We start from the raw sequence: 23,597 nt of genomic DNA, 5'->3' as shown, positions 1-23,597 counted from the left end.
ACAACCCGACATGCTGCCATTCGATCCATTCCATCTGCTTGGTCGGCTGATGGTCGTGTGGGCGTGATGATGCCGGTCATGGCGTTCCCGATGATGAACGGCTATCAGCCCTCGCTCGGGGTGCTTGGGAGCCTGAACCAGATGCACTTGTATCTGGAGGTGGTGGATTTGCGATTCGACGCCATTGTGAGCATGGGGCTGGCTCTGCTGTGGGGCGGGCTGTCGATCGTCGCGCTCACGCCCCAGCGCTGACGGGGCGCCGTACGAGGTCCAGGTACCGGTACTCCAGCCCGTTCTCGGTTAGCAGCGGGCCGCATTCTGTCTCCACCCACTCCGGCCCCAGCGGCGGCATGACGGTGTCGCCCTCCACATCCCGCTCGACACGGGTCAGGTGGACGAGGTCGGCGAGCGGCAGGGTCTCGCGGAACAGCTCGGCGCCGCCGATCACGGCGACTTCCGGGACGCCGCGGCCGTGGCACCAGTCCAGCGCCGTGTCGAGGCCGCCGAACCAGCGCGCCCCGTCGCGCTCCCCCGCCGGATGGCTTCGGCTGACCACGAGGTTGTCGCGGCCGGGCAAAGGCTTGCGGGGCAGCGACTCCCAGGTGCGCCGGCCCATCAGGACCGGCTTGCCCATCGTCAGTTCCCGGAAGCGCTTGAGGTCGCCGGGCAGGGTCCAGGGCAGGGTGCCGTTGCGGCCGATCACGCCGTTGCGCGCCGCGGCCACCACCAGACTGATGCGCATCCCAACCCCTTTCCCGGACCGTTCACCCCACCTTACGCCGCACGGAGCTGCTGAAGGAAGCCTCCGACCTCCCGGTGCAGCGTGTCGAGCTGGTGGCCGAGCTGGCGCGACATCTCCAGAACGTCGCGGGCGGTGGCGCCGCTCCGGGTCGCCGCGCCGGTGACGCCGCTGATGTTGGCCGACACCTCCTGCGTGCCGCCCGCCGCCTCCTGGACGTTGCGGCTGATCTCGCGGGTCGCCGCCCCCTGCTCCTCGACCGCGGAGGCGATGGAGGTGGCGATCTCGTTCACCCGCAGGATCACCTGGGTCACGCCTTGGATCTCACCGACCGCGTCGCCGGTCACCGTCTGGATGTTGGCGACCTGGGCGGCGATCTCCTCGGTCGCCTTGGCGGTCTGGTTGGCCAGCGCCTTCACCTCGCTCGCCACCACGGCGAAGCCCTTGCCGGCCTCGCCGGCGCGGGCGGCCTCGATGGTCGCGTTGAGTGCCAAGAGGTTGGTCTGGCTGGCGATGTCGTTGATGAGCTGGACGACCGCGCCGATCTTCTGCACCGCCTCGGCCAGCCCGCCGACCTTGTCGTTGGCCCGCCCGCTGAGGGTCACCGCCTCGCCGGCGATGCGCGACGACTCGGCGACCTGACGGCTGATCTCCTGGATCGAGCCGGCCAGCTCCTCCGACGCGGCGGCCACGGTCTGCACGTTGGCGGAGGTCTGTTCCGTCGCCGCGGCGACGGAGGTCGCCAGCTCGTCGGTCTGGGCGGCGGCGCGGTTCATCTCGGCCGCGCGCTCCTCCATCGTCGCCGCCGCGTCGGACACGGTGCGGACGACGGCGCCGATGCTCTGCTCGAAGCTGGCGGCCAGCGCCAGCATGGCGCGGCGCTTCTCCTCCTGGGCGCGCTGGGCCGAGGCGGCCTGCTCGGCCTCCAGTCGCTGCTTGTCGCGGGCGTTGGTCTGGAAGACCAGCACGGCCTTGGCCATGGCGCCGATCTCGTCGCCGCGCTCCGCCTCGGAGAAGCGGGTGGACAGGTCGCCGTCGGCCAGCGAGCGCATCTTGGCGCCCAGCCCGCGCAGCACCCCGCTGATGTCGGTGCCGACCCAGGCGATCAGGCCGATGGCGGGCACCGCCAGGACCAGGATGACCGTGGCCAGCGTCCACAGCTGCTCCAGGAAGGCAGCGCGGATGTCATCGATGAAGATGCCGGTGCCGATGAAGATGTTCCACGGTTCGAAGCCGCGGACATAGCCCAGCTTCACCGCCAGATCGCTGCCGCCGACCGTGCGCGGCCAGTCGTATTCCAGCAGGCCGTCGCCGCTGGCGCGGACCAAGCGGATGAACTCCACGATCATGTGGACGCCATTGGCCGATTTCAGCGGCTTGACGTCGGCGCCGATCAGCTTGGCGTTGACGTGGGCAAAGCCGTAGCCGTCCATGGTGTGGGCGAAGAGATACTCCTTGCCGCCGGCGTAGCGGATGCCGGCCACCGCGGCCTTGAAACGGGCCTGAGCCTCGTCGCGGGTGATTTTGCCGGCCGCCGCCTCCGCCTCCAGCGTGGTGGCCAGGGTGACCCCGGTTTCCACGATGCTGTGCAGCGTGTCGAGACGGTCGGCGTGCATTCGGCTGTAATTGAGATAAAGGCCGGCACCGGCGATGGCGAAGGATGCGACCGAAGCCGCGACGACGAGCGCCCACAGCTTGGCCCGAATGGAAAGCTTCGTGAGGGTCATGGGATGTCTGCCTGCAACTGTCTGCCCTGTCCCGCGTCCCGGCAAGCGGCGGTTGTTTGCCCTTGTCTTTGCCGGAACTCCAAGAATGATCGACAGTCACAGGAAACTTATAAACGGATGTATAAAAATGCGGGGCGCGCCGGGCACTGGGCGCCTTTGTCACACCACGTTTCCGGGTATTCCTGCGGTCAGGCCAGAAGGGCCCCCAGCACGGCGTTCAACCGCTGCCGCCCCTCGTGGGTAGCGCGCAACGTGTCCTTGCCGACCTTCAGGAAGCCGCCGGCCACCAGACGCTCCAGCGCGGCGGGATCGACCAGCCCGTCGAGGTCGCGGCCGGTCTCCTCGACCAGCCGGGCGCGGGCCACCCCCTCGCGCAGGCGCAGCCCCATCATCAGCAGCTCCGACCCCCGCGACTCGCGGGCGACCGGCTCGGGCGCGGCGGCGCCGTGGCCGTCGCGCTCCACCCGCTCCAGCCAGATTTCCGGGGCGCGGTGGGCGCGGGTGGCGAATTTCTCGCCGTCCAGCGTCAGCCGGCCGTGGGCGCCGGGACCGACGCCGACGTAATCGCCGTAGCGCCAGTAGGTCAGGTTGTGGCGGCTCTCCTCGCCGGGGCGGGCGTGGTTGGAGATCTCGTAGGCGGGCAGCCCGGCGCGGTCGAGCAGGCTCTGCGTCGCCTCGTAGAGGTCGCCGGCCAGATCCTCGTCGGGCAGCACCAGATCGCCCCGCGCGTGCAGGGGGAAGAAGGCCGTGCCCTCCTCGATGGTCAGCTGGTAGACCGACAAGTGGCCGACCGCGTGGTCCAGCGCGCGGGTCAGCTCCTCCTCCCACGCCGCGACGGACTGGCCGGGGCGGGCGTAGATCAGGTCGAAGCTGAAGCGCGGGAAGGTCCGGGCGGCCAGAGCGATGGCGCCGGTCGCCTCGGCCGCGCTGTGCTGGCGGCCGAGGAACTTCAGCGCGGTGTCGTCCAGCGCCTGGATGCCCATCGACAGGCGGTTGACCCCGGCGGCGCGGAAGGCGCGGAACTTGTCGGCCTCGACCGAGGTCGGGTTGGCCTCCAGCGACACCTCCAGATCGTCGCCCACCGTCCAGCGGGCGGCGATGCGCTCCAGCACGGCGCCGACCGTCGCCGGTTCCATCAGCGACGGCGTGCCGCCCCCGAAGAAGACCGAGGTGACCCGGCGGCCGGGCGTTGCGTCCGCGTAATGATCCAGTTCCCGCACCAGCGCGGCGCGCCAGCGGTCATGCTCGACCCGGTCGCGGACGTGGCTGTTGAAGTCGCAGTACGGGCACTTCGCCTTGCAGAAGGGCCAGTGGATGTAGATCCCGAAGCCAGGATCAGGAGTCACTTGAAGCATCGCTCCACAAGCTGGCGGAAGGCGTCGGCCCGGTGGCTCATCTCATGCTTCCTGGCCGGGTCCATCTCGCCGAAGGTGATGTCGTGGCCGTCCGGCTTGAACATCGGATCGTAACCGAAACCATGCGCGCCGCGCGGCGGCCAGACCAGAGTGCCGGGGCAGCGGCCCTCGACCGTCTCGACATGGCCGTCCGGCCAGGCCAGCGACAGGGCGCAGACGAACCAGGCGCGGCGGTCGGTCTGGCCCTGGAGTCCCTTCTCGACCTTGCCCATGGCCATCTGGAAGTCCTTTTCCGGACCGGCCCAGCGGGCGGAGTAGATGCCGGGGTCGCCGTTCAGCGCCGGCACCACCATCCCGCTGTCGTCGGCCAGCGCGACATGCCCCGCCTTGGCGGCGGCCAGGGCCTTCAGCTCGGCGTTCGCGACGAAGCTGGTCCCCGTCTCCTCCGGCTCCGGCAGGCCAAGCTCGCCCGCGGACACGAAGGAGGCGGCGTAGGGGCCGAGCAGCGCCGCGATCTCGCGGACCTTGCCCTTGTTGTGGCTGGCGATCACCAGCGTGCCGCCCGTGAAGCGGCGGGGAGGCGTGGTCATGGGAGTTCCTTCTGTCACAGCGGGTTGCCCCCAACCCTCCCGCTTCGCGGGTCCCTCCCTCCCCCGCTGTCGCAGGGGAGGGCCGATTTCCCCTCCCCTGCGACAGCGGGGGAGGGTCAGGGTGGGGGCAATGCGCAACCGCGCCTTTACTTCACCGCGATCGCCGCCTTCTGCAAGGCCACCAGCTCATCGATGCCCTTGCGGGCGAGCGCCAGCAACTCCATGAACTGCGGTTCGCTGAAGGGGCGCTCCTCGGCGGTGCCCTGCACCTCGACGATGCCCCCCTGGCCGGTCAGCACGAAGTTGGCGTCGGCCTGGGCCGTCGAATCCTCGGCGTAGTCGAGGTCCAGCACGCTGGCGTCCTTGTAGATGCCGCAGGAGACGGCGGCCACATGGTCGGTCAGCGGCATGGTCTTCAGGGCGCCGATCTGCATCAGATGCTGGAAGGCCAGATGCAGGGCGACGAAGCTGCCGGTGATGGCGGCGGTGCGGGTGCCGCCGTCGGCCTGGATGACGTCGCAGTCGATCTTGATCTGCTTCTCGCCCATGGCGGCGCGGTCGGTGACGGCGCGCAGCGCGCGGCCGATCAGGCGCTGGATCTCCTGGGTGCGGCCCGACTGCTTGCCCTTGGCGGCCTCGCGGTCGGTGCGGCTGTGGGTGGAGCGCGGCAGCATGCCGTATTCGGCGGTGACCCAGCCGAGGCCGGTGTTCTTCAGGAAGCGGGGAACGCCCTCGTCCACGCTGGCGGTGCACAGGACGTGCGTGTCGCCGAACCGCACCAGGCAGGACCCCTCGGCGTGCTTGCTGAAATGGGGCTCAAGGGAAATGGTGCGCAACTGGTCGTGGGCGCGGCCGGAGGGACGCATCGGGCATGATCCGCGAATCTGTTGAAATCGGCGGCAAGCTAGCGCCCGCCGCCCCCGCCGTCCAGCGCGCAACCGGGGCGCACGTTGATTCGGCGCGGACACCTGCCTAAATTCGGGACGCCCCTTATCCGTGCCCCAACAGCATCGTCCGGTCCCCGCCCCGCCATGATCACCGAGCTGAACCAACGGTCCCGCGAGATCTTCCGGCTGATCGTCGACGCCTATGTGGCGACCGGCGAGCCGGTGGGCTCGCGCACGATCTCGCGGAGGCTCGGCATGGCCCTGTCGCCCGCGACCATCCGCAACGTCATGGCCGACCTGGAGGAACAGGGGTTGCTCTACGCCCCCCACACCTCCGCCGGCCGCATCCCGACCGAGGCGGGGCTGCGCCTGTTCGTCAACGGCCTGCTGGAGATCGGCAGCCTGAGCGAGGACGAGCGCGGCTCCATCGAGGCGAAATGCGCCTCCTCCGGGCGGTCGCTGCAGGACGTGCTGGGCGAGGCGTCGACCCTGCTGTCCGGCCTGTCGCACTGCGCCGGGCTGGTGGTGGCGCCGAAGACCGACCGGCCGCTGAAGCACATCGAGTTCGTCTCGCTGGCCCCCGGCCGGGCGCTGGTCGTGCTGGTCAACGAGGACGGGCTGGTCGAGAACCGCGTCATCGAGGTGCCGGTCGGCGTGCCCGCCGCGACGCTGCAGATGGTCTCCAACTTCCTCAGCGCGAAGCTGGTCGGCCGCACGCTGGACGAGGCGCGGCAGGCCGTGCTGCGCGAGATCGAGGACCAGAAGACCGAGCTGGACGAATTGTCGCAGCGCGTGGTCTCCGCCGGTCTCGCCACCTGGGCGGGCAGCGGCGGGCAGAACAGCGGCCAGCTCATCGTGCGCGGCCAGGCGAAGCTGCTGGAGGACGTCACCGCCCTGTCGGACCTGGAGCGCGTGCGCGCCCTGTTCGAGGCGCTGGAGACCAAGGAGACCATGCTGCGCCTGCTCGACGCCACCGGGAAGGGCGACGGGGTGCAGATCTTCATCGGCGCGGAGAATGTGCTGTTCGGCCATTCCGGCTGTTCGCTGATCATCTCGCCGTTCCAGAACAGCCGCGAGCAGGTGATCGGCGCCATCGGCGTGATCGGCCCGACCCGCATCAATTATGCCCGGATCATCCCGCTTGTGGATTATACAGCCAAGGTCATCAGCCGCCTTGTCGGGTGACGACCTTGGCAACGCTTCGACCGAATCCCCACCAGACGACGACCAGAGACGACAACGAGAGAGCCATGAGCGAAGAGCAGAACAAGCCCGCCGAAGCCGAGGTGGAGCAGACCGAAGCCGTCCAGGATAAGGCCGCCCAGGACAAGGCCGCGGACGCCGGTGCCGGGGATCGCGTGGGCCAGCTTGAGGCCGAGGTCGCCAGCCTGAAGGACCAGCTCCTGCGCCAGATGGCCGAGGTGGAGAACACCCGCCGCCGCGCCCAGCGCGACCGCGAGGACGCCAGCAAGTTCGCCGTGTCCAGCTTCGCCAAGGAACTGGTGACGGTGGCCGACAACCTGCGCCGCGCGCTGGAGGCCGTCCCCGCCGAGGGCCGAGAGAACGACGACGTGCTGAAGGGCCTCGCCGTGGGCGTGGAGGCGACCGAGCGCCAGCTCATCTCCGCCTTCGAGCGTGCGGGCATCAAGAAGATCGACCCGACCGGCGAGCTGTTCGACCCGAACTTCCATCAGGTGATGTTCGAGATCGAGAACACCGGCAAGCCCGCCGGCACCGTCGTGCAGGTGCTCCAGCCCGGCTATACCATCCACGGCCGCCTGTTGCGCGAAGCCATGGTGGGCGTCGCCAAGGCCGGTCCTCACGAAATGGGCGGCCAGCACGTCGATACCAAAGCCTGACCGTCCGGCCTGACCATCCTTCGGACGGCAGGCGGCACGTCTCTTGCGGCGGCGCGGCGGCTTGGTCCGCCGCGCCGCATTTTTTCATCCCGCCGTCTTTCCGGGTGGAGGAACGTCCGCGGTCCCCCGCGCACCGAAGGGCTTGCGCCGGGCTGGTCCTTCGCCTATTCGCATCGGAACCCCGGTTCGTGTCGGGGAGTCTCGCGGCGCCCCGTGAATTGCCCGTTCCAGGCGGCCGCTCATTCAGGGAACCGGACCCGTGGCCAAGACCATTCTGACCGTCGACGACTCCAAGACCATCCGCGACATGGTCGCCTTCACGCTGCGCAACGCCGGCTATGGCGTCACCGAGGCGGCGGACGGCACCGCCGGTCTGGCGGAGGTCAACCGGCAGAAGTTCGACTGCATCATCACCGACCTGAACATGCCGGGCATGGACGGTCTGGCCCTGACCCGGGCCATCCGCGGCAGCGCGCTCAACCGCGCGACCCCCGTCCTGCTGCTGACCACCGAAGCCGATCCCGCCAAGAAGACCGCCGGCCGCGAGGCCGGGGCCACCGGCTGGCTGGTCAAGCCCTTCAACCCGGACAAGCTGGTCGAGACCGTGAAGAAGGTCTGCCCGTAACCGGGAAGGCGCCGAGACGGCGGGCTGGGGAGCCTTACCCCGCCCGTTCCGGCGAGAACAGGAACTCCCCCGCCGGGTCGTGGGCGGCGAAGCGCCGCTGCGCCGTGGCGCGGTTGGCGACGGCGTAGCAGTAGACGCAGCCGTGCGGGCAGGTGTCGTAATCCCCGATGTCGCGGCTTTCCGCGCACAGGCAGCCCGGCCGGTTGCCCTTTTCCCTGGCGCCGACGGGCCGCCCGGCGACGTCGGACAGCCGTTGCGCGTCGACGCAGCGGGCCGGCGCCGTGCCGGGAACGCCGGCCAGTTCCGGCTGGGTGCACAGCGTCAGCGCCATGCCGTGCTCCGCGGCGATGCCGGCCAGATCGGCCAGCAGGGCGCGCTTTTCCTCGGGGTCCGGGTCGCGCCAGGGCACACCGGCGGCGTCCAGGTTGCGCGCCGTCTTGCGGTAGGGCTGAAGGAAGGACACCACCGCCTCGTCGGTCAGGCCGCGCATCCGGCCAGCCAGCCGGGCGAAGGTCTCGCGGTGCCAGGACGGCGGCGTGGCCCCCGCCTTCACGATGGGCGCCTTTACGATGGGCACCGTCACGATGGGGTCGTAGCGCCAAACGGCGGCGCGCGGCCCCCAGCGGTCGCGCAGCCGGGCCATATGCTCCACCGCCCGCTCCACGTCGGGGACGGAGCGCTCCAGCGCGCCGGGCAGGCCGGTGATGCTGTATTGGACGACGAAGGGAAAGCCGCGTTCCGACACCTCCTCCAGCGCCGGCAGGAAGGGGCCGAGATTCTTGGTCCAGAAGACGAAGCCGTCGACCTCCGCGCGGCTCAGCCCGATGCGGTAGGTCTGGCCGCCGTAGGGGTTGACCATGCGGCAGTATCCGGCCTCCAGCCGGTTCAGGAACCAGCGCCCGTAGAAGGCGGGGATGTCCGTCTTGTAGCTGGCGGAAATGATCATCGCCGAACCATGGTGGCTCGGCGGACCGCGATCAAGGCTGGATTCGCCGGCGCTTCGGCCTAAAGTGCCGGCACAGGATTAGGGGAGGATGCCGTGACGGGCGGACAGGATGGCCACGATGTGGGCCATGGGATGGGCCACAGCGTGGAATGGGAAGGGGTGGTGCGGTTCCGGCTGCCGGACGGCTGGCGCCCGGAGGTGGAGGAGCATGAGGGGCACGCCGTGGCCGCCTTCCACCCGCCGGCCCCGGCGGGGGGCGTGCTGCGGCTGGTCACCGACCGGGTGGCGCCCAAGGAGGGGCCGGACGGCGCCGTGGCGGTGCTGCGCGAGATGGCGCTGCGCTTCGTGCGCCCCGATGACCAGCGCGCCAGCGACCGGATCGTCGAGCCCTGGGGCGAGGACGGTGTGCTGGCCCAGGCCGTGATGATGACGGAGGAGGACGGCCACACCGACGCCCATTACCTCTGGTTGGTTGGGGCGGAGCGGGACGGCAAGGCGGCGGCGGCCATGTTCAGCTACCGCCTGCCCATGGTCATGGACGGCGACGAGTCCTGCGCCGGCACGCTGGCCCTGCTCGACGGGGCGATCCGCGCGGCGGAAATCCTGTAGAGGGCCTCGGGAATACCCGGAAACAGAAAAGCCGCCCTCCCGGGGCGGCTTTTTTCTTTTTCGGCCTGTAAGGTGCAAGCCCGAAGTCTCCGGCGTTCCCGCGCCGGTTCGGGCGTTCACCGCTCAGGCAATCAGGATTCCGGCAATCAGGATTCCGGCAATCAGGATTCCGGTGGTCAGCAGTGGCCGGCGCCGCCGGACATCAGGGCCTTCAACTGCGCCGCCTTCGGATCGAAGGCCATGGCCGCTTCCTCCGCCGCCAGGGCAGCCAGGCTGATGAAGCGCGCCAGATCGTCCAGGTCGCACTTCGTCGCGTCGTCCATAAGGCTGTCGAGGCAGGACTTGATGGCCAGAGCCATGTCGCGCCGTTCATCCATCATCTTGATCCCCCTATGGAATGCTGCACACGGTCCCGCTTCGGAAAGCCATGCCTGCGAGCAAGAGCGGCCCCCTGACCAGTGAGGGATATATCATATTTCCTTCGATTCTCCACTATTAGAATCTTTGGACAACAAAGGAACAAGGCAACCGGCAATTGATTATACACTGAAATGCACACCATTACTTGTTAATGAAAAGTTAACATGGCTGGGTTGCGACCGTTTTGCTTGTGTTAAAGCCCTGTAACAGAGCGCTTCCGGCGCATCGGGGCGGCAAAGAAAGTTCACTGCACGCCTTATGCTTCTGAATACCCTGGTATTCACTTGCGGCGCGAAGCCGCAGGCGCGACGATATGCCCCAGCGTGCGCGTCACCTTTTGGCCTTTTGACGGTTGGCGGATTGACCAGGACGTTGCAGCCCGAAACGCACCTGCCTATATCTCCGGCGACAGACGTGAATCCACCCAACCGTTCCACCGACCCCAAGGGGATCGCGGCGGTGCCGGACCAAACGGGCCGCCACGCATCTGCCGAACAACAGAGGCTGAACATGAGCAAAGTCATTGGCATCGACCTCGGCACCACGAACTCCTGCGTGGCCGTCATGGAAGGCTCCAGCGCCAAGGTGATCGAAAACGCCGAAGGCACGCGCACCACGCCCTCCATGGTCGCCTTCGCGCAGAACGCGGAGCGTCTGGTCGGCCAGCCGGCCAAGCGTCAGGCGGTGACGAACCCCGAGAACACCCTCTTCGCGATCAAGCGTCTGATCGGCCGTCGCTACGACGATCCGCTGACCAAGAAGGACCAGGGCCTCGTCCCCTACAAGATCATCTCCGGCGACAACGGCGACGCCTGGGTGGAGGCCGTCGGCAAGAAGTACAGCCCGTCGCAGATCAGCGCCTTCATCCTGCAGAAGATGAAGGAGACGGCGGAGAACTATCTGGGCGAGAAGGTGACCCAGGCGGTCATCACCGTCCCGGCCTACTTCAACGACAGCCAGCGCCAGGCGACCAAGGACGCCGGCAAGATCGCCGGCCTGGAAGTGCTGCGCATCATCAACGAGCCGACGGCGGCCGCTCTGGCCTACGGCATGGAGAAGAAGGGCGCCGGCACCATCGCCGTGTACGATCTCGGCGGCGGCACCTTCGACGTCTCCGTTCTGGAGATCGGCGACGGCGTGTTCGAGGTGAAGTCGACCAACGGCGACACCTTCCTCGGCGGTGAGGACTTCGACGCCCGCATCATCGACTACCTCGCCGACGAGTTCCAGAAGGAGCAGGGCATCGACCTGCGCAAGGACCGTCTGGCCCTGCAGCGCCTGAAGGAAGCCGCCGAGAAGGCGAAGATCGAGCTGTCCTCGGCCATGCAGACCGAGGTCAACCTGCCCTTCATCACCGCCGACCAGTCCGGCCCGAAGCACCTGAACGTCAAGCTGACCCGCGCCAAGCTGGAAGCCCTGGTCGACGAGCTGGTCGCCCGCACGATCGAGCCCTGCAAGGCCGCTCTGCGCGACGCCGGCCTGAAGGCCAACGAGATCGACGAGGTGATCCTGGTCGGCGGCATGACCCGCATGCCCAAGGTCATCGAGGCGGTGAAGCAGTTCTTCGGCCGTGAGCCGCACCGCGGCGTGAACCCGGACGAGGTGGTCGCCATCGGCGCCGCCATCCAGGGCGGCGTGCTGAAGGGCGAGGTCAAGGACGTCCTGCTGCTCGACGTGACCCCGCTCAGCCTGGGCATCGAGACGCTGGGCGGCGTGTTCACCCGCCTGATCGACCGCAACACGACGATCCCGACCAAGAAGTCCCAGACCTTCTCGACCGCCGAGGACAACCAGAACGCGGTGACCATCCGCGTCTTCCAGGGCGAGCGCGAGATGGCCGCGGACAACAAGCTGCTCGGCCAGTTCGACCTCGTCGGCATCCCGCCGGCCCCGCGCGGCGTGCCGCAGGTCGAGGTGACCTTCGACATCGACGCCAACGGCATCGTCAGCGTCACGGCGAAGGACAAGGCCACCGGCAAGGAGCAGCAGATCCGCATCCAGGCGTCGGGCGGCCTGTCGGACGCCGACATCAACAAGATGGTGAAGGACGCCGAGGCCCACGCCGCCGACGACAAGAAGCGGCGCGAGCTGGTGGACGCCCGCAACCACGCGGACGCCCTGATCCACACCACCGAGCGGACGATCAAGGAGAACGGCGACAAGATCCCCGCCGCCGACAAGACCGCCGCCGAGGCCGCCGTGGCCGAGCTGAAGTCGGTCATGGACGGTGAGGATCTGGAGGCCGTGAAGGCGAAGACCGAGGCCCTGGCCCAGGTGTCGATGAAGCTGGGCGAGGCCATGTACAAGGCCGGCCAGGGCGAGGCCCCGGGCGCCGGTGCCGCCGGTGCGGCGGGCGCCGCCCCGAACGAGCCGGGCGTGGTCGACGCCGACTTCGAGGAAGTGGACGACGACAAGAAGAAGTCGGCCTAAGCGTTCGGAACCGGAGGCAATCGTTGGGCAGCCGCCCGTTGCCTCCGGTGTCACAGCCGGGAGAACCCGGCGCCATGCAGTATCGTCCGGCCCGTCATCCGTCCTGCGGTGGCGGGCCGGAGATACGATTGGTCTATTGTATGTGAAGGCGGTCGGGGCCCATGGCGAAACAGGACTATTACGAGCTGCTCGGCGTGGCGAAGGGCGCCAGCGCGGACGAGATCAAAAAAGCGTACCGCAAGATGGCGATGCAGTATCACCCGGACCGCAACCAGGGTGACAAGGACGCCGAGCACAAGTTCAAGGAAATCAGCGAAGCCTACGACGTCCTGAAGGACGAGCAGAAGCGCGCGGCCTACGACCGCTTCGGCCACGGCGCCTTCGAGAACGGGCGCGGCGGGGCGGGCGGCTTCGGCGGCTTCGATTTCGGCGGCGGCGGTGGCGGCTTCGCCGACATCTTCGACGAGATGTTCGGGGAGTTCATGGGCGGGCGCCGCGGCGGCGCCGGCGCGTCGGGCCGCGGCCAGGATCTGCGCTACAATCTGGAGATCGGGCTGGAGGAGGCTTTCAAGGGCACCACGGCCAACGTCCGCGTCCCCTCCACCGTCGCCTGCGATTCCTGCAGCGGCTCCGGGGCGGCGGCGGGAACCCAGCCGGTCACCTGTCCGACCTGCCAGGGCCACGGCAAGGTGCGCGCCCAGCAGGGCTTCTTCACCATCGAGCGCACCTGCCCGGCCTGCCACGGCCAGGGCCGCGTCATCAAGGACCCCTGCAAAAGCTGTGGCGGCGCCGGGCGCCTGCGCAAGGAGAAGACTCTCCAGGTCAACATCCCCGCGGGCGTGGAGGACGGCACGCGAATCCGTCTGGCCGGCGAGGGCGAGGCGGGGTTGCGCGGCGCGCCGCCGGGCGACCTCTACATCTTCCTGGCCATCGCGCCGCACCCGATCTTCCAGCGCGACGGCGCCAACATCCATTGCCGGGTGCCGATTCCCATGACCACCGCGGCGCTGGGCGGCACGGTGGAGGTGCCGACCATCGAAGGCAGCCGCACCAAGGTGACGGTCCCGCCCGGCACCCAGTCCGGCCACCAGTTCCGTATCAAGGGCAAGGGCATGTCGGTGCTGCGCAGCCAGCAGCGCGGCGACATGTACATCCAGGCCGTCGTCGAGACTCCGGTCAACCTGACCAAGAAGCAGCAGGAGCTTCTGCGCGAGTTCGACAACGCCGGCAAGGAGGGTTCCCACCCGCAGTCCGAGGGCTTCTTCGCCAAGGTGAAGGAGCTTTGGGAAGACCTGAAGGACTGACCGTCCTCGCGCCGTTTCGACTCCAGGAAAAGGCCCGGCCCGCCGCCGGGCCTTTTTCATGCGCGCCGCGTGCTTTTGCCCCAGTGGTATGACCACTTCGGCGTTGACAGCGGCGGACGGCGGGAAGACTGTCCCGGCAAATCACGTACAAATGCGTTGATGCCACAGGCCGCGCCGCATACGCACGTATCCCTGGAAATCACAGCAATTGCCGTTGCCGATGGGGGGCATCGCGTGTATCAACAAGCGCTTAATCTCCTCAGGCGGTTCGCGGAGAGGGCATTCCAGGCGGTGAGCGGCGATCTCTCCTTCGAGCAGTTGCGCGACCTGATGCATCCGGGCGGACACACCCCGATCATCCAGCGTCGCCGGGCTGTGCTGATCCATTCCCGAGTCCGCATGGTCGCGGCGGTGTTCGCGGTGCTGACGCCGCTGTGGATCGTCATCGACGTCTTCATCTTCCCCTGGCCGCTGTGGGGCTATCTGGCCGGCCTGCGGCTGGTGTCCAGCTTCGCCTTCGGCGCGCTGGCGCTCGGCTACCGGATCTGCGACGACATGGGCAGCGCGTGGCGGGGGCTGGCCCTGCTGCTGGCGGTGCCGACGATCTTCTTCCTCGCCTCGCACCCCATGCTGAACGAGGACATGATCGCGGGAAGCGCGCTGGCGGTGGCCGCCGGCTACGCCTTCCTGCCCTTCGTGATGGTGGCGGGGCTCAGCGTCTTCCCGCTGACCGCGCTGGAGGGGCTGGCCTTCGCGACGCCGATGCTGGCGGCGCACATGTTGGCCGGGGTCTACGGCTCGCTGGTCTTCCCCTTCCCATCCTATCTGGGCGCCCTGTGGCTTTTGGTGCTCATCATGGTGGTGGCGACGCTGGCGGCGATGAGCCAGTTGCACTTCATGATGGCCCTGGTCGATCAGGCGTCCCACGACGGGCTGACCGGCGCCTTCTCCCGCCGCATCGGGGAGGAGCTGCTGCGGCTGCAGTTCGCCCACTCCCAGCGCTCGGACCATCCGCTGTCGGTGATCTTCTTCGACCTGGACAATTTCAAGTCGATCAACGACCGCTTCGGCCACGATCAGGGCGACAAGCAGCTCGGCCGGGCGGCGGAGGCGATCCGCGCCATGCTGCGCCAGTCCGACGTGCTGGTCCGCTGGGGCGGGGAGGAGTTCGTGGTCATCATGCCCAACACCGGCCGTCAGGGCGCCCTGACCGCGGTGGAGCGGTTGCACGAGCGGGGACTGGGCAAGCGCCCGGACGGAACCCTGCAGACCGCCAGCATCGGCGTCGCCGAATACCTCCACGACCGCCCGGTGGATTGGGAAAGGCTGGTCGATCTGGCCGACCAGCGCATGTATGCGGCCAAGCAGTCCGGCAAGAACCGCATCGTCGCCGACGACCGCGTGCCCGAACCGGCCTGACCGCCGCCCCGTTCCCGCTGGCCTCCGGCCCTTATGCCCGCTACGCCTCCGGCCCGCCGCGCTTCAGGATCGCGACGAAGGCGTCGACGACTTGCGGGTCGAAATGCCGGCCCGACTCGGCGCGGATCAGATCGACCACCGCCGCCAGTTCCCACGCCTCCTTGTAGGGGCGGCGGTGCAGCAGGGCGTCGTAGACGTCGGCGACCGCCACGATGCGGCCCGACAGCGGGATGGCGTCGCCCGCCAGCCCATGGGGATAGCCGGTGCCGTCGAACTTCTCGTGGTGGCTCTCGGCGATCTCCGCTCCCATCGACAGGTAGCTGCGCCCGCCGACCGGCCCGGAGGCGTCGCGCAGGATGCGCCCGCCGATGGCGGCGTGCTCGCGCATCTGGACCATCTCCTCGGGGTCCAGCTTGCCGGGCTTGCGCAGGATCCGGTCGGGGATGGCGACCTTGCCGACATCGTGGAGCATGCTGGCCAGCCCGATCAGCTCGCAGAAGCGGTCGTCGGCGTCGCCCCCGCCGGTGCCCCGCGCCTGAAGCTCCCTTGCGATGGCGGTGGCCCAGCGGCCGATTCGCCGGACATGCTCCCCGGTGACCTCATCCTTGTATTCGGCCAGCTTGCCCAGGGCGTGCACCGTAGCGATCTGGGCCCCGTGGAGCTGTTCGTAGAGGGACACGTTGTCGAACCCGACCGACATCCGGGAGCAGAAGATCTCCACCAGCCGCCGCTCGACCTCCTCCAGGCCGCCGTGCCCACCGATGAACAGCGCGCCGGGGCCGGGGCTTTGGGTCTGGAACAGCGCGACGCTGTGGTCGTCGCGGTGCAGGCTGCGGCCCCGGGCGAGAGCGGCGGCGATGTCGGCGCAGACCGCGCCGGGCAACACGGTGCTGACCGGTTGGCCGGCGGCATTGGCGAAGACGCCGGTTCCGCACAGCACCTCCGGCTCCTGGGGCGAGCCGTCCGGCGCCGGCCCGGTCGGAAGCGTGCACAGGAAAGCGCCCGCCGCCCGCGGCAGCAGGGCGGTGACCCGCTCCACCACGCCGACGGCGAAACGATCCATGGAGCGCTGCTCGAACAGGGTGCCGGCGGCGTCGACGATCGTCTCCAGCCCCTGCCGGTTACGCTCGATCGCGTCGATGTGCTGGTAGGAGCGCAGCGCGGCCACCGTGGTGGTGAACAGCTTCTGGGCGGTCAGCTCGCTCTTGGCCTTGTAGTCGTTGATGTCGTAGCTGACGATCACCTGCCGTTCCGGCGCCTGGCCGGGCTGGCCGGTGCGCAGGATGATGCGGACCCGCCGATTGCCCAGCACCTCCCGGATGTGATGGACCAGCAGCAGGCCGGCGTCCTCCGTCTCCATCACCACGTCCAGCAGGACGGCGGCGATGTCGGGATGATCGTTCAGGATCGCCCGCGCCTCGTCGCCGGAATGGGCGGACATGAAATGCAGGCGCCGCCCGTCGAAGGTCACGTCGTTCAGCACGACGCGGGTGATCGCGTGCACCTCCGGATCGTCGTCGACGATCAGCAGCTTCCAGGGGGCGGCCGGGGCGGATGTCGCGAACGACGGGTCCGGAGCGTCCTCGTCGGCGAACAACAGATCGTCGTCATCGTCCTGGCTCCAGCCCTGGATGTCCGACATCGCCGCTCCCCGCCCCGCTCTGCCAAAGCTGCATGGCTACAATTCAATTCTCTTTTTCAACGTTTGTCGCGGTTCGTGTCAACCGATCTGGCGCGTCGGCACACACGACTGCAGTCGGTGGGAGGCTGCGGCGTTTTGTCCTTCCCCGTTGCGGCTACCGCCAAAGCGCCCGTCCCGGCGCGGGTGGAGGGGTTGCGGCCCGCCTCGAACGGGGGATCATAGGTAGAAAGGTATGAGGCTGAAAACAACGCGAGAACGATGGGGGCAGGCCATGATACCGGACGCTTGGGACATCGAATTGCGCGAAGGGGCCGCCAGCGTGGCCCGCCATCTGATCGAGACCGGCTGCGTCCGGTACGACCCGGACCATCTGTGCAACCACGGGTCGGGGCTGGTCAGCCCGGTCCATCTGGAGGGGCGGCGGCTGCTTTCCTACCCCGCGGTGCGCGACGAGGTGCTCGACTTCGCGCTGCGGATGATCGGGCAGGAGATCGGCGACGGCGAACTGGACGCCATCGCCGCCGCCGAGGGGGCCGGCGTGCCCTGGGCCGCGCTGATCGCCGACCGGATGAGCCTTCCCCTCGTCTTCGTGCGCAAGGAGGCGCCGGAGGGCCTGCAGGGTTACAAGCACCGCATCGAAGGGCGGGTGGAGCCGGGCTGGCGCGTGCTTCTGGTCGAGCAGATCGCCGCCGACGGCCACCGCAAGGCCCGCTTCGCCCAGCCGTTGAAGGAGGCGGGCTGCGACGTGCGCGACCTGTTCGTGCTGTTCCAGTACGGGATCTTCGACGAGATCCAGGAGCATCTGGCGCCGCTGGGCATCACGATGCACGCGTTGGCGACCTGGTGGGACGTGCTGGAGGTGGCGAACCGCGGCCATTACCTGGACGGGCAGGCGCAGGGCGAAATCCACGCCTTCCTGCAGGACCCGCGGCGCTGGACCGCGGAGCACCAGAAAGGCCGGAAAAGCGAGAAGGCGGCCTGAGGCGGTGTATGCCCCCTCTCCCACCCCAAGCGGGAGAGGGGGAACCGGTCACTGCCCGGCGATGCGGACCCATTGATGGCCGGCGCGGGCGGTCTCCCCGCAGCGGGCGGCCAGGACGGCGGCGGCGTAGGGCACCGCCAGCAGAAGCTGAAGCCCGGCCCAGGACAGCGCTTCCCAGTTCGGGCTGGTCCACACCACCTCGTGCAGGGCCTCCATGAAGGGAAGCTGCCCGTAGATCAGCGACTCCATCGGCACCACGCCTTCCGCCAGCACGGTCAGCAGCGCGCCGAGCAGCAGCAGGACGGCCAGCGCCGACTCCAGCGGCAGGCGGCGGACGGCGCCGCACAGGCCATTCGCCGGCAGATCGGCCACCGGGACGGCGGGGCGGAACAGTCCGCCGATTCCCCAGGCGGCCAGCGCCCCCGTGCCCTCCGGACGCCGCGTGGCGCGCATGGCGCCGAGTGCTAGCAGGCCAAGCGCCGGCAAGGCGAAGTACCAGTTGGGGAAGTCGCGGTAGCGCCCGTCGAAGACGATCAGGAAGCTCCAGACGATCCCCAGCAGGGCGAGAACCACGGCGGCGGCCTTGCCCACCGTCTCCAATCGCGACAGCGCCGGACGGCCGCGAAGCGGGGCCAGCGGCTCCAGCGCCAGGCCGCCGCTGCCCAGCGCCCGCCGGGCGGCCAGCAGGACGGCCATCGACAGCACGGCGGTGGCGGCCAGCATGACGACGGACAGAGCCACGTCCTGCGGGTAGTGCTTGCCGTGCAGCGCCCCCCAGACGGCGTGGACGAACAGGGTGGACAGCGCCTGCGCCAGGAAGGCCAGGGCGGCGAAGGCCCCGGCGCTCAGCGGACGGCCGCGCAGGGTCAGCCCGACGACCAGAAGCAGCGCGAGGCCGGAGGAGACGCCGAACAGCATCGGCCATTGGCGGTTCTCCACCACCGGCCCGGCCAGGGCGAACTTCGCCTGACGGTCGGCGGTGTAAAGGCCCCAGTGACCGCCCACCGTGCCTTCCAGCTTGGCCTTCCAGCCCTGGTCGAAGGCCTCGATCACGTTGTAGTCGAAGCCCTCCTGCTCGGCGAGGCGGACGAAGCCGTTGACGAACTTGGCCTTGTTGACCAGCCCGGTGACCGCGGCGCCGCGCGACCGGCCCTCCGTCGGCCAGCCGGTCTCGCCGACCAGGATCGGCTTGCCGGGGAAGCGCTGGGCGATCGTGCGGTAGCTGCCGCGGATGCGCTCCATGGCGCCGGCCACGTCGGTCGGCACGTCCTCCCAATAGGGCAGCAGGTGGATGGTCAGGTAATCGACGTGATCGGCGATCTGCGGGTATTTCAGCCACCATTCCCACACGTCGGCGTAGGACACCGGCTGCTTCACCGCCGCCTTCACGCGGTCGATGTAGCCGGCCACCTGCTCGGGCGTCAGCTCGCGGCGCAGCAGCACCTCGTTGCCGACGATCACGCGCGTGATGACGTCCGGGTAGCGGTTGGCGAGGTCGATGAGGGAGGCGACCTCCTTCTCGTTCTTGTCCAGCCGCGACGACAGCCACGCCCCCATGGTGACCTGCATGCCGTGGCGGCGCGCCAGCTCCGGCACCACCTCCAGCCCCTCCAGCGAGGTGTAGGTGCGCACCCCCGCCACCTGCGGGGCGAGGGCGGCCAGATCCTCGTCGATCTGCTCGGTGCTGGGGAATTTTTGCGTCAGCGGGCTCTGACCGTCGCGGAAGGGCGCGAAGGACACGCTTTTCAGCTTGCCGCCGGGCGGCGGGTCGAGCGGCACCGGCTGGTTCGGCAGCGACCAGACGGCAAAATTCGCGAGGCCGGCCACGAGCAGCACGGCGAGGATCGTGATGAGGCGCATGGAGGGGATGTCTACACCAAATGCGGGATCGGCAAAACGGTCTGGCGAACCGGGTTGGTTCCAGAAGGAAAACGGGCGCGCCCCCGCGAGGGAGGCGCGCCCGTCAAGGACCAATCCGGCCCGATCGGGCCGACTGGAGTTGATGACGTGCCATCGTCACGATCCATCAACGAACCACGGCCCGCTTTATTCCGGCGTTTCCGTTCAGCGTTCCACAAAAGCCTTTTCGATCACGTAATGACCGGGTTCGCCGTTGTGGCCCATGGAGAAGCCCAGCTCGTTCATGATGCCGCTGGTCTCGTCGAGCATGGCCGGGCTGCCGCAGATCATCACGCGGTCGACCTCGCGGTCGAAGGGGGCCAGCCCGACGTCGGAGAACAGCTTGCCGTTGCGGATCAGGTCGGTGATACGGCCCTGGTTGCGGAACGGCTCGCGCGTCACGGTCGGGTAATAGATCAGCTTCTGCTTCACGTCCTCTCCGAAGAACTCGTTCTCCGGCAGGACGCTGTTGATGATGTCGCCGTACGCCAGTTCGCCCACCGTACGCGTCGTGTGGGTCAGGATCACCTTGTCGAACCGGGCGTACATCTCCGGGTCCTTGATGATGCTGAGGAACGGGGCGAGGCCCGTCCCGGTGCTGAGCAGGTACAGGTTGCGGCCCGGCAGCAGGTTGTCGGTGACCAGCGTGCCCGTCGCCTTGCGGTTGACCAGCAGCGTGTCGCCTTCCTTGAGGTGCTGGAGGCGCGAGGTCAGCGGGCCGTCCTGCACCTTGATCGAGAAGAACTCCAGCGTCTCCTCGTAGCTGGCGCTGACCAGGCTGTACGCGCGCAGCAGCGGACGGCCGTTCACCTCCAGGCCGATCATGGTGAACTGTCCGGGATCGAAACGGAACGAGGGATCGCGCGTGGTGGTGAAGCTGAACAGCGTGTCCGTCCAGTGGTGAACGCGCAGGACGCGCTCATGAATCAGATTGCTCATGGAATCCGCAGGTCCGTTTCGGTGACCGGCATGCTGTGGCCGGTGTCGTTTCAGAAGCCAAGCCGTGCCGCATTGCAGCACATCTCTTTAACAACAAATTCGTCAACAGACCACTAATTTATACCAACAATTTTGTTGTGGCTTTTCAGTTACCACAAGACGATATCGCAAAATAAACGGCCTTACTCTCCCGCCGGCGGGGCGAAGAGATAGGGCGACAGACCGCGCAGATTCTCATCGACAATCAGGCGATGGTTCAGCGGCGGGAAGGCGCGCTGCGAGCAATCCAATCGCGGACAGAGCCGGCAATTCACACCGATGGGCGTCGCCGCCTCGGTGTTTTCGAGATCCACACCATCCGCATAGGTGATCTGCGCCGCGTGCTGGAGGTCGCAGCCCAGCGCGATGGCGAACTGCTGCGGCGGGCTGCGGAAGCCGCCGCCGGCCTTCACCACCGTGCGGGCGATGGAGAAGTAGGTGGTGCCGTCGGGCATCTGGGCCAGCTGGCTGTGGATCTTTCCCGGCGTGCGGAAGGCCTCGTAGACGATCCAGCGGGCGCAGCCGCCGCCGAAGCGCGCCAGATGGAAGCCGGCGCCGGAAAAGCGCTTGGACACGTTGCCGGCGCTGTCCACCCGCATCAGGAAGAAGGGAACACCCTTCGCCCCCGGCCGCTGCAGCGTGGTCAGCCGCTGGCAGACCTGCTCGAACGAGGCATCGAACCGGCGCCGCAATATTTCGATGTCGTATCGAACCTGATTGGCCGCCTCCCAGAAACGAGCGTAGGGCATCAGCACCGCCGCCGCGAAATAGTTGGCGAGACCGATGCGGGCCAAGCGCCGCGCCTCGTCCCCCGTCAGACCGGACGACTCGACGATCTGGTTCAGCAGGTCGCGGTGGCGCAGTAGGGCGATCTGGCAGGCGAGCTGGAAGTTGCGTCCGGACGGCGCCAGCATCTCCGACAGCAGGATGCGCCGCCCGTGCCGGTCGAACCGGCGCACCGCGTAGCCCATGATGTCGGACGGCAGCAGCCGGACGCGGACGCTGTGGTTGTTCAGCAGATAGTCGGTCAGGCCCCGGTAGAGGTCGCCCTTCTCCAGCCGGCCCTCCTGCCACAGCTCCTCCGCCGCGGCCTCCAGATCGGCGAAATGGTTGGAATGGGCTTGGAACAGGTCGCGCACCTCGTCCTGCGGGAAGGAGGAGGTTTGGACCAGATGCAACTTCTCGCGGTCGGCCACCCGCTCCGACAGGGTCTGCAGGTCGTCGCGGCTGGTGCGGAAGGCGCGGTAGAGCGCCACCACTGCCTGCCCCAGCGTCGGGGCGACCGCCGCCAGTTCGCGGAAATCCTGGTTCTTGATGTCGGAGCCGTCGAACAGCGGGTCGGCGAAGACCTCGCGAAGGCCGGCGACGAGGCGGCTTTCCTCGTCTTCCGCGAAGCTCTGCAGGTCCACCCCGAACTGCTGGCCCAGCTTCAGCAGCAGCGGCACGGTGACCGGGCGCTGGTTGTGCTCGATCAGGTTCAGGTAGCTGGGGGAGATGCCCAACTGCTCGGCCATCTGGGCCTGGGTCAGCCCATGGTCGCGGCGCAGCCGACGCACCTTCGGACCCAGCATCGCCTTCTTGTCCATGACCACCCGAACTCCAGCTGAGCAGATTTACAATATTTACCGATTTACAGAACTTTTCTAACGGCAGTTTACAAACAGACCCTTTTACAAACAAGGGCATGTTGCAAGGCAGCGAAGGCCGTTTTAGTTGTTTTGTCAGGGCAGCGCTCAAAAGCAGCGCAACGGTGACGAAAAGAAGGAAAACGACCATGTCGCTCGATGAAAAGACCAAGGCCGCTCTCCGCGCCGCGCGCTTCGAAGGCATCAAGCGCGATTACACCCAGGACGACGTGAAGCGCCTCAGCGGCTCGGTCAAGATCGAGTACACGCTGGCCGAGATGGGCGCGCAGCGGCTGTGGGAACTGCTGAACACCGAGCCGTACATCAACACGCTGGGTGCGCTCACCGGCAACCAGGCGATGCAGGCGGTGAAGGCCGGCCTCAAGGCCATCTACCTGTCGGGCTGGCAGGTCGCCGGCGACGCCAATCTGGCCGGCCAGATGTACCCGGACCAGAGCCTGTACCCGGCCAACTCGGTGCCGGCGGTGGTCGAGCGCATCAACAACACCTTCAAGCGCGCCGACGAGATCCAGACCGCCGAGGGCAAGGGCGACACCTACTGGTTCGCGCCGATCATCGCGGATGCCGAGGCCGGCTTCGGCGGCCCGCTGAACGTCTTCGAGCTGATGAAGGCGATGATCAAGGCCGGCGCCTCGGGCGTCCACTTCGAGGACCAGCTCGCGTCGGAGAAGAAGTGCGGCCATCTCGGCGGCAAGGTGCTGATCCCCACGCAGCAGCACATCCGCACGCTGAACGCCGCCCGTCTGGCCGCCGACACCATGGGCACCTCGACCATCGTGCTCTGCCGCACCGACGCGGAGTCCGCTCAGCTCATCACCTCGGACGTTGACGAGCGCGACCATCCCTTCATCGACTTCGACGCCGGCCGCACCTCGGAAGGCTTCTTCCGCCTGAAGAAGGGCACGGGTGTCGACCACTGCATCGCCCGCGGCCTGTCCTACGCCCCCTACTCCGACCTGCTGTGGTGGGAGACCTCCCGTCCGAACCTGGAGGAGGCCAAGCGCTTCGCCGAGGCGATCCGCAAGGAGTTCCCGAACAAGCTGCTGGCCTACAACTGCTCGCCGAGCTTCAACTGGAAGGCCAACCTGGACGAGGCGGACATCGCCAAGTTCCAGCGTGAGATCGGCGCGATGGGCTACAAGTTCCAGTTCGTGACGCTGGCCGGTTTCCACAGCCTGAACTACTCGGCCTTCAAGCTGGCCAAGGGCTACGCGGCGCGCGGCATGGCCGCCTACTCGGAGCTTCAGGAGGCGGAATTCGCGGCGGAGGCCGAAGGCTATACCGCGACCAAGCACCAGCGCGAGGTCGGCACCGGCTACTTCGACGCGGTCGCCACGGCGATCTCGGGCGGCCAGTCCTCCACCACCGCCTACAAGGACTCCACCGAGGCCGATCAGTTCCATTGATCCAACCGCAGGGCGCGCCCGGTGCCATCCGCCGGACGCGCCCGCCTCGAACGAGACAGCACTTTGCCCCCGCAAAGTGTGAAAGGGTCATACGGCCGCCCATCGCGGCAGCCTCCCCGGCTCGGGCCGTATGA

Annotated in this window: 21 protein-coding genes; 10 read left to right on the top strand and 11 right to left on the bottom strand. The window is 68.1% G+C overall.

What is annotated here, in order from left to right:
• Nucleotides 1-78 precede the first annotated feature (78 nt).
• Nucleotides 79-252, top strand: a complete 174-nt coding sequence (locus ACFPMG_RS25485) for a hypothetical protein (protein ID WP_376998047.1) — start codon at nucleotides 79-81, stop codon at nucleotides 250-252.
• On the opposite strand, the gene ACFPMG_RS25480 is transcribed toward ACFPMG_RS25485, so the two are convergent.
• From ACFPMG_RS25480 to rph, 5 genes are all read right to left on the bottom strand, one after another.
• On the bottom strand, nucleotides 236-742 hold the full coding sequence (locus tag ACFPMG_RS25480) for a dihydrofolate reductase (protein WP_376998046.1): 507 nt from the start codon (nucleotides 740-742) through the stop codon (nucleotides 236-238). The genes ACFPMG_RS25485 and ACFPMG_RS25480 overlap by 17 nt on opposite strands.
• A gap of 32 nt (nucleotides 743-774) precedes the next feature.
• Complete coding sequence (locus ACFPMG_RS25475) at nucleotides 775-2,466, bottom strand: methyl-accepting chemotaxis protein (protein WP_376998045.1); 1,692 nt, start codon at nucleotides 2,464-2,466, stop codon at nucleotides 775-777.
• 188 nt (nucleotides 2,467-2,654) lie between these two features.
• Entirely contained in the window at nucleotides 2,655-3,821 is a 1,167-nt protein-coding gene (gene hemW, locus ACFPMG_RS25470) for a radical SAM family heme chaperone HemW (protein ID WP_376998044.1), read from the bottom strand.
• Nucleotides 3,809-4,411 carry an RdgB/HAM1 family non-canonical purine NTP pyrophosphatase gene (rdgB, locus tag ACFPMG_RS25465; protein ID WP_376998043.1) on the bottom strand — a complete coding sequence of 201 codons (603 nt, stop codon included), beginning with the start codon at nucleotides 4,409-4,411 and terminating at the stop codon, nucleotides 3,809-3,811. The genes hemW and rdgB overlap by 13 nt, the downstream gene beginning before the upstream one ends.
• 146 nt (nucleotides 4,412-4,557) lie before the next feature.
• Nucleotides 4,558-5,277, bottom strand: coding sequence for a ribonuclease PH (gene rph, locus ACFPMG_RS25460; protein ID WP_376998042.1), 720 nt, complete (start codon nucleotides 5,275-5,277; stop codon nucleotides 4,558-4,560).
• Between the two features lie 165 nt (nucleotides 5,278-5,442).
• Between rph and hrcA the strand changes: the two genes are divergently transcribed.
• The 3 genes from hrcA to ACFPMG_RS25445 all read left to right on the top strand — a co-directional run bounded on the left by hrcA (nucleotide 5,443) and on the right by ACFPMG_RS25445 (nucleotide 7,782).
• On the top strand, nucleotides 5,443-6,483 hold the full coding sequence (gene hrcA / locus ACFPMG_RS25455) for a heat-inducible transcriptional repressor HrcA (RefSeq protein WP_035670634.1): 1,041 nt from the start codon (nucleotides 5,443-5,445) through the stop codon (nucleotides 6,481-6,483).
• A 65-nt stretch (nucleotides 6,484-6,548) separates the two neighbouring features.
• Entirely contained in the window at nucleotides 6,549-7,157 is a 609-nt protein-coding gene (grpE, locus tag ACFPMG_RS25450) for a nucleotide exchange factor GrpE (RefSeq protein WP_376998041.1), read from the top strand.
• Nucleotides 7,158-7,416: 259 nt separating this feature from the next.
• The gene (locus ACFPMG_RS25445; RefSeq protein WP_014239024.1) at nucleotides 7,417-7,782 is read left to right on the top strand and encodes a response regulator; all 366 of its coding nucleotides are present in this window, start codon (nucleotides 7,417-7,419) and stop codon (nucleotides 7,780-7,782) included.
• Nucleotides 7,783-7,816: 34 nt separating this feature from the next.
• Here the strand turns inward: ACFPMG_RS25445 and ACFPMG_RS25440 are convergent, their stop codons facing one another.
• Entirely contained in the window at nucleotides 7,817-8,728 is a 912-nt protein-coding gene (locus ACFPMG_RS25440; RefSeq protein WP_376998040.1) for a DUF1848 domain-containing protein, read from the bottom strand.
• A gap of 93 nt (nucleotides 8,729-8,821) precedes the next feature.
• On the opposite strand from ACFPMG_RS25440, the gene ACFPMG_RS25435 reads away from it, so the two are divergent.
• Nucleotides 8,822-9,337, top strand: a complete 516-nt coding sequence (locus ACFPMG_RS25435; protein WP_376998039.1) for a hypothetical protein — start codon at nucleotides 8,822-8,824, stop codon at nucleotides 9,335-9,337.
• A gap of 176 nt (nucleotides 9,338-9,513) precedes the next feature.
• Here ACFPMG_RS25435 and ACFPMG_RS25430 read toward each other — a convergent pair whose 3' ends face one another.
• Nucleotides 9,514-9,717 (bottom strand): hypothetical protein, encoded by a 204-nt coding sequence (locus ACFPMG_RS25430; protein WP_014239027.1) that lies wholly within the window; start codon nucleotides 9,715-9,717, stop codon nucleotides 9,514-9,516.
• A gap of 298 nt (nucleotides 9,718-10,015) precedes the next feature.
• Between ACFPMG_RS25430 and dnaK the strand changes: the two genes are divergently transcribed.
• The 3 genes from dnaK to ACFPMG_RS25415 all read left to right on the top strand — a co-directional run bounded on the left by dnaK (nucleotide 10,016) and on the right by ACFPMG_RS25415 (nucleotide 14,910).
• Nucleotides 10,016-12,187, top strand: a complete 2,172-nt coding sequence (gene dnaK / locus ACFPMG_RS25425; RefSeq protein WP_376998038.1) for a molecular chaperone DnaK — start codon at nucleotides 10,016-10,018, stop codon at nucleotides 12,185-12,187.
• 161 nt (nucleotides 12,188-12,348) lie between these two features.
• On the top strand, nucleotides 12,349-13,491 hold the full coding sequence (gene dnaJ, locus ACFPMG_RS25420) for a molecular chaperone DnaJ (RefSeq protein ID WP_376998037.1): 1,143 nt from the start codon (nucleotides 12,349-12,351) through the stop codon (nucleotides 13,489-13,491).
• A gap of 291 nt (nucleotides 13,492-13,782) precedes the next feature.
• Nucleotides 13,783-14,910, top strand: a complete 1,128-nt coding sequence (locus ACFPMG_RS25415) for a GGDEF domain-containing protein (RefSeq protein WP_376998036.1) — start codon at nucleotides 13,783-13,785, stop codon at nucleotides 14,908-14,910.
• Nucleotides 14,911-14,950: 40 nt separating this feature from the next.
• Here the strand turns inward: ACFPMG_RS25415 and ACFPMG_RS25410 are convergent, their stop codons facing one another.
• A complete protein-coding gene (locus ACFPMG_RS25410; protein WP_376998035.1) occupies nucleotides 14,951-16,552 on the bottom strand; it encodes a DUF3369 domain-containing protein in 1,602 nt (533 codons plus the stop codon).
• 271 nt (nucleotides 16,553-16,823) lie between these two features.
• Here ACFPMG_RS25410 and ACFPMG_RS25405 point away from each other — a divergent pair, with 271 nt between their 5' ends.
• Nucleotides 16,824-17,534: an orotate phosphoribosyltransferase gene (locus ACFPMG_RS25405; protein ID WP_376998034.1), complete on the top strand. Its 711-nt coding sequence runs from the start codon at nucleotides 16,824-16,826 to the stop codon at nucleotides 17,532-17,534.
• A gap of 48 nt (nucleotides 17,535-17,582) precedes the next feature.
• On the opposite strand, the gene ACFPMG_RS25400 is transcribed toward ACFPMG_RS25405, so the two are convergent.
• From ACFPMG_RS25400 to ACFPMG_RS25390, 3 genes are all read right to left on the bottom strand, one after another.
• Nucleotides 17,583-19,394 (bottom strand): glycoside hydrolase family 17 protein, encoded by a 1,812-nt coding sequence (locus ACFPMG_RS25400; RefSeq protein ID WP_376998033.1) that lies wholly within the window; start codon nucleotides 19,392-19,394, stop codon nucleotides 17,583-17,585.
• A 204-nt stretch (nucleotides 19,395-19,598) separates the two neighbouring features.
• Entirely contained in the window at nucleotides 19,599-20,372 is a 774-nt protein-coding gene (locus tag ACFPMG_RS25395; RefSeq protein ID WP_103040096.1) for a ferredoxin--NADP reductase, read from the bottom strand.
• A gap of 182 nt (nucleotides 20,373-20,554) precedes the next feature.
• Nucleotides 20,555-21,997 (bottom strand): helix-turn-helix domain-containing protein, encoded by a 1,443-nt coding sequence (locus ACFPMG_RS25390; RefSeq protein ID WP_376998032.1) that lies wholly within the window; start codon nucleotides 21,995-21,997, stop codon nucleotides 20,555-20,557.
• A gap of 188 nt (nucleotides 21,998-22,185) precedes the next feature.
• Between ACFPMG_RS25390 and aceA the strand changes: the two genes are divergently transcribed.
• The gene (gene aceA / locus ACFPMG_RS25385; RefSeq protein WP_014239066.1) at nucleotides 22,186-23,463 is read left to right on the top strand and encodes an isocitrate lyase; all 1,278 of its coding nucleotides are present in this window, start codon (nucleotides 22,186-22,188) and stop codon (nucleotides 23,461-23,463) included.
• The last annotated feature ends 134 nt before the right edge of the window (nucleotides 23,464-23,597 follow it).

This window comes from Azospirillum himalayense, from assembly GCF_042657465.1.
Lineage (GTDB): Bacteria > Pseudomonadota > Alphaproteobacteria > Azospirillales > Azospirillaceae > Azospirillum > Azospirillum himalayense.
Note: the sequence above shows the minus strand (reverse complement) of the source record. Positions and strands in the feature narration are given on the sequence as shown.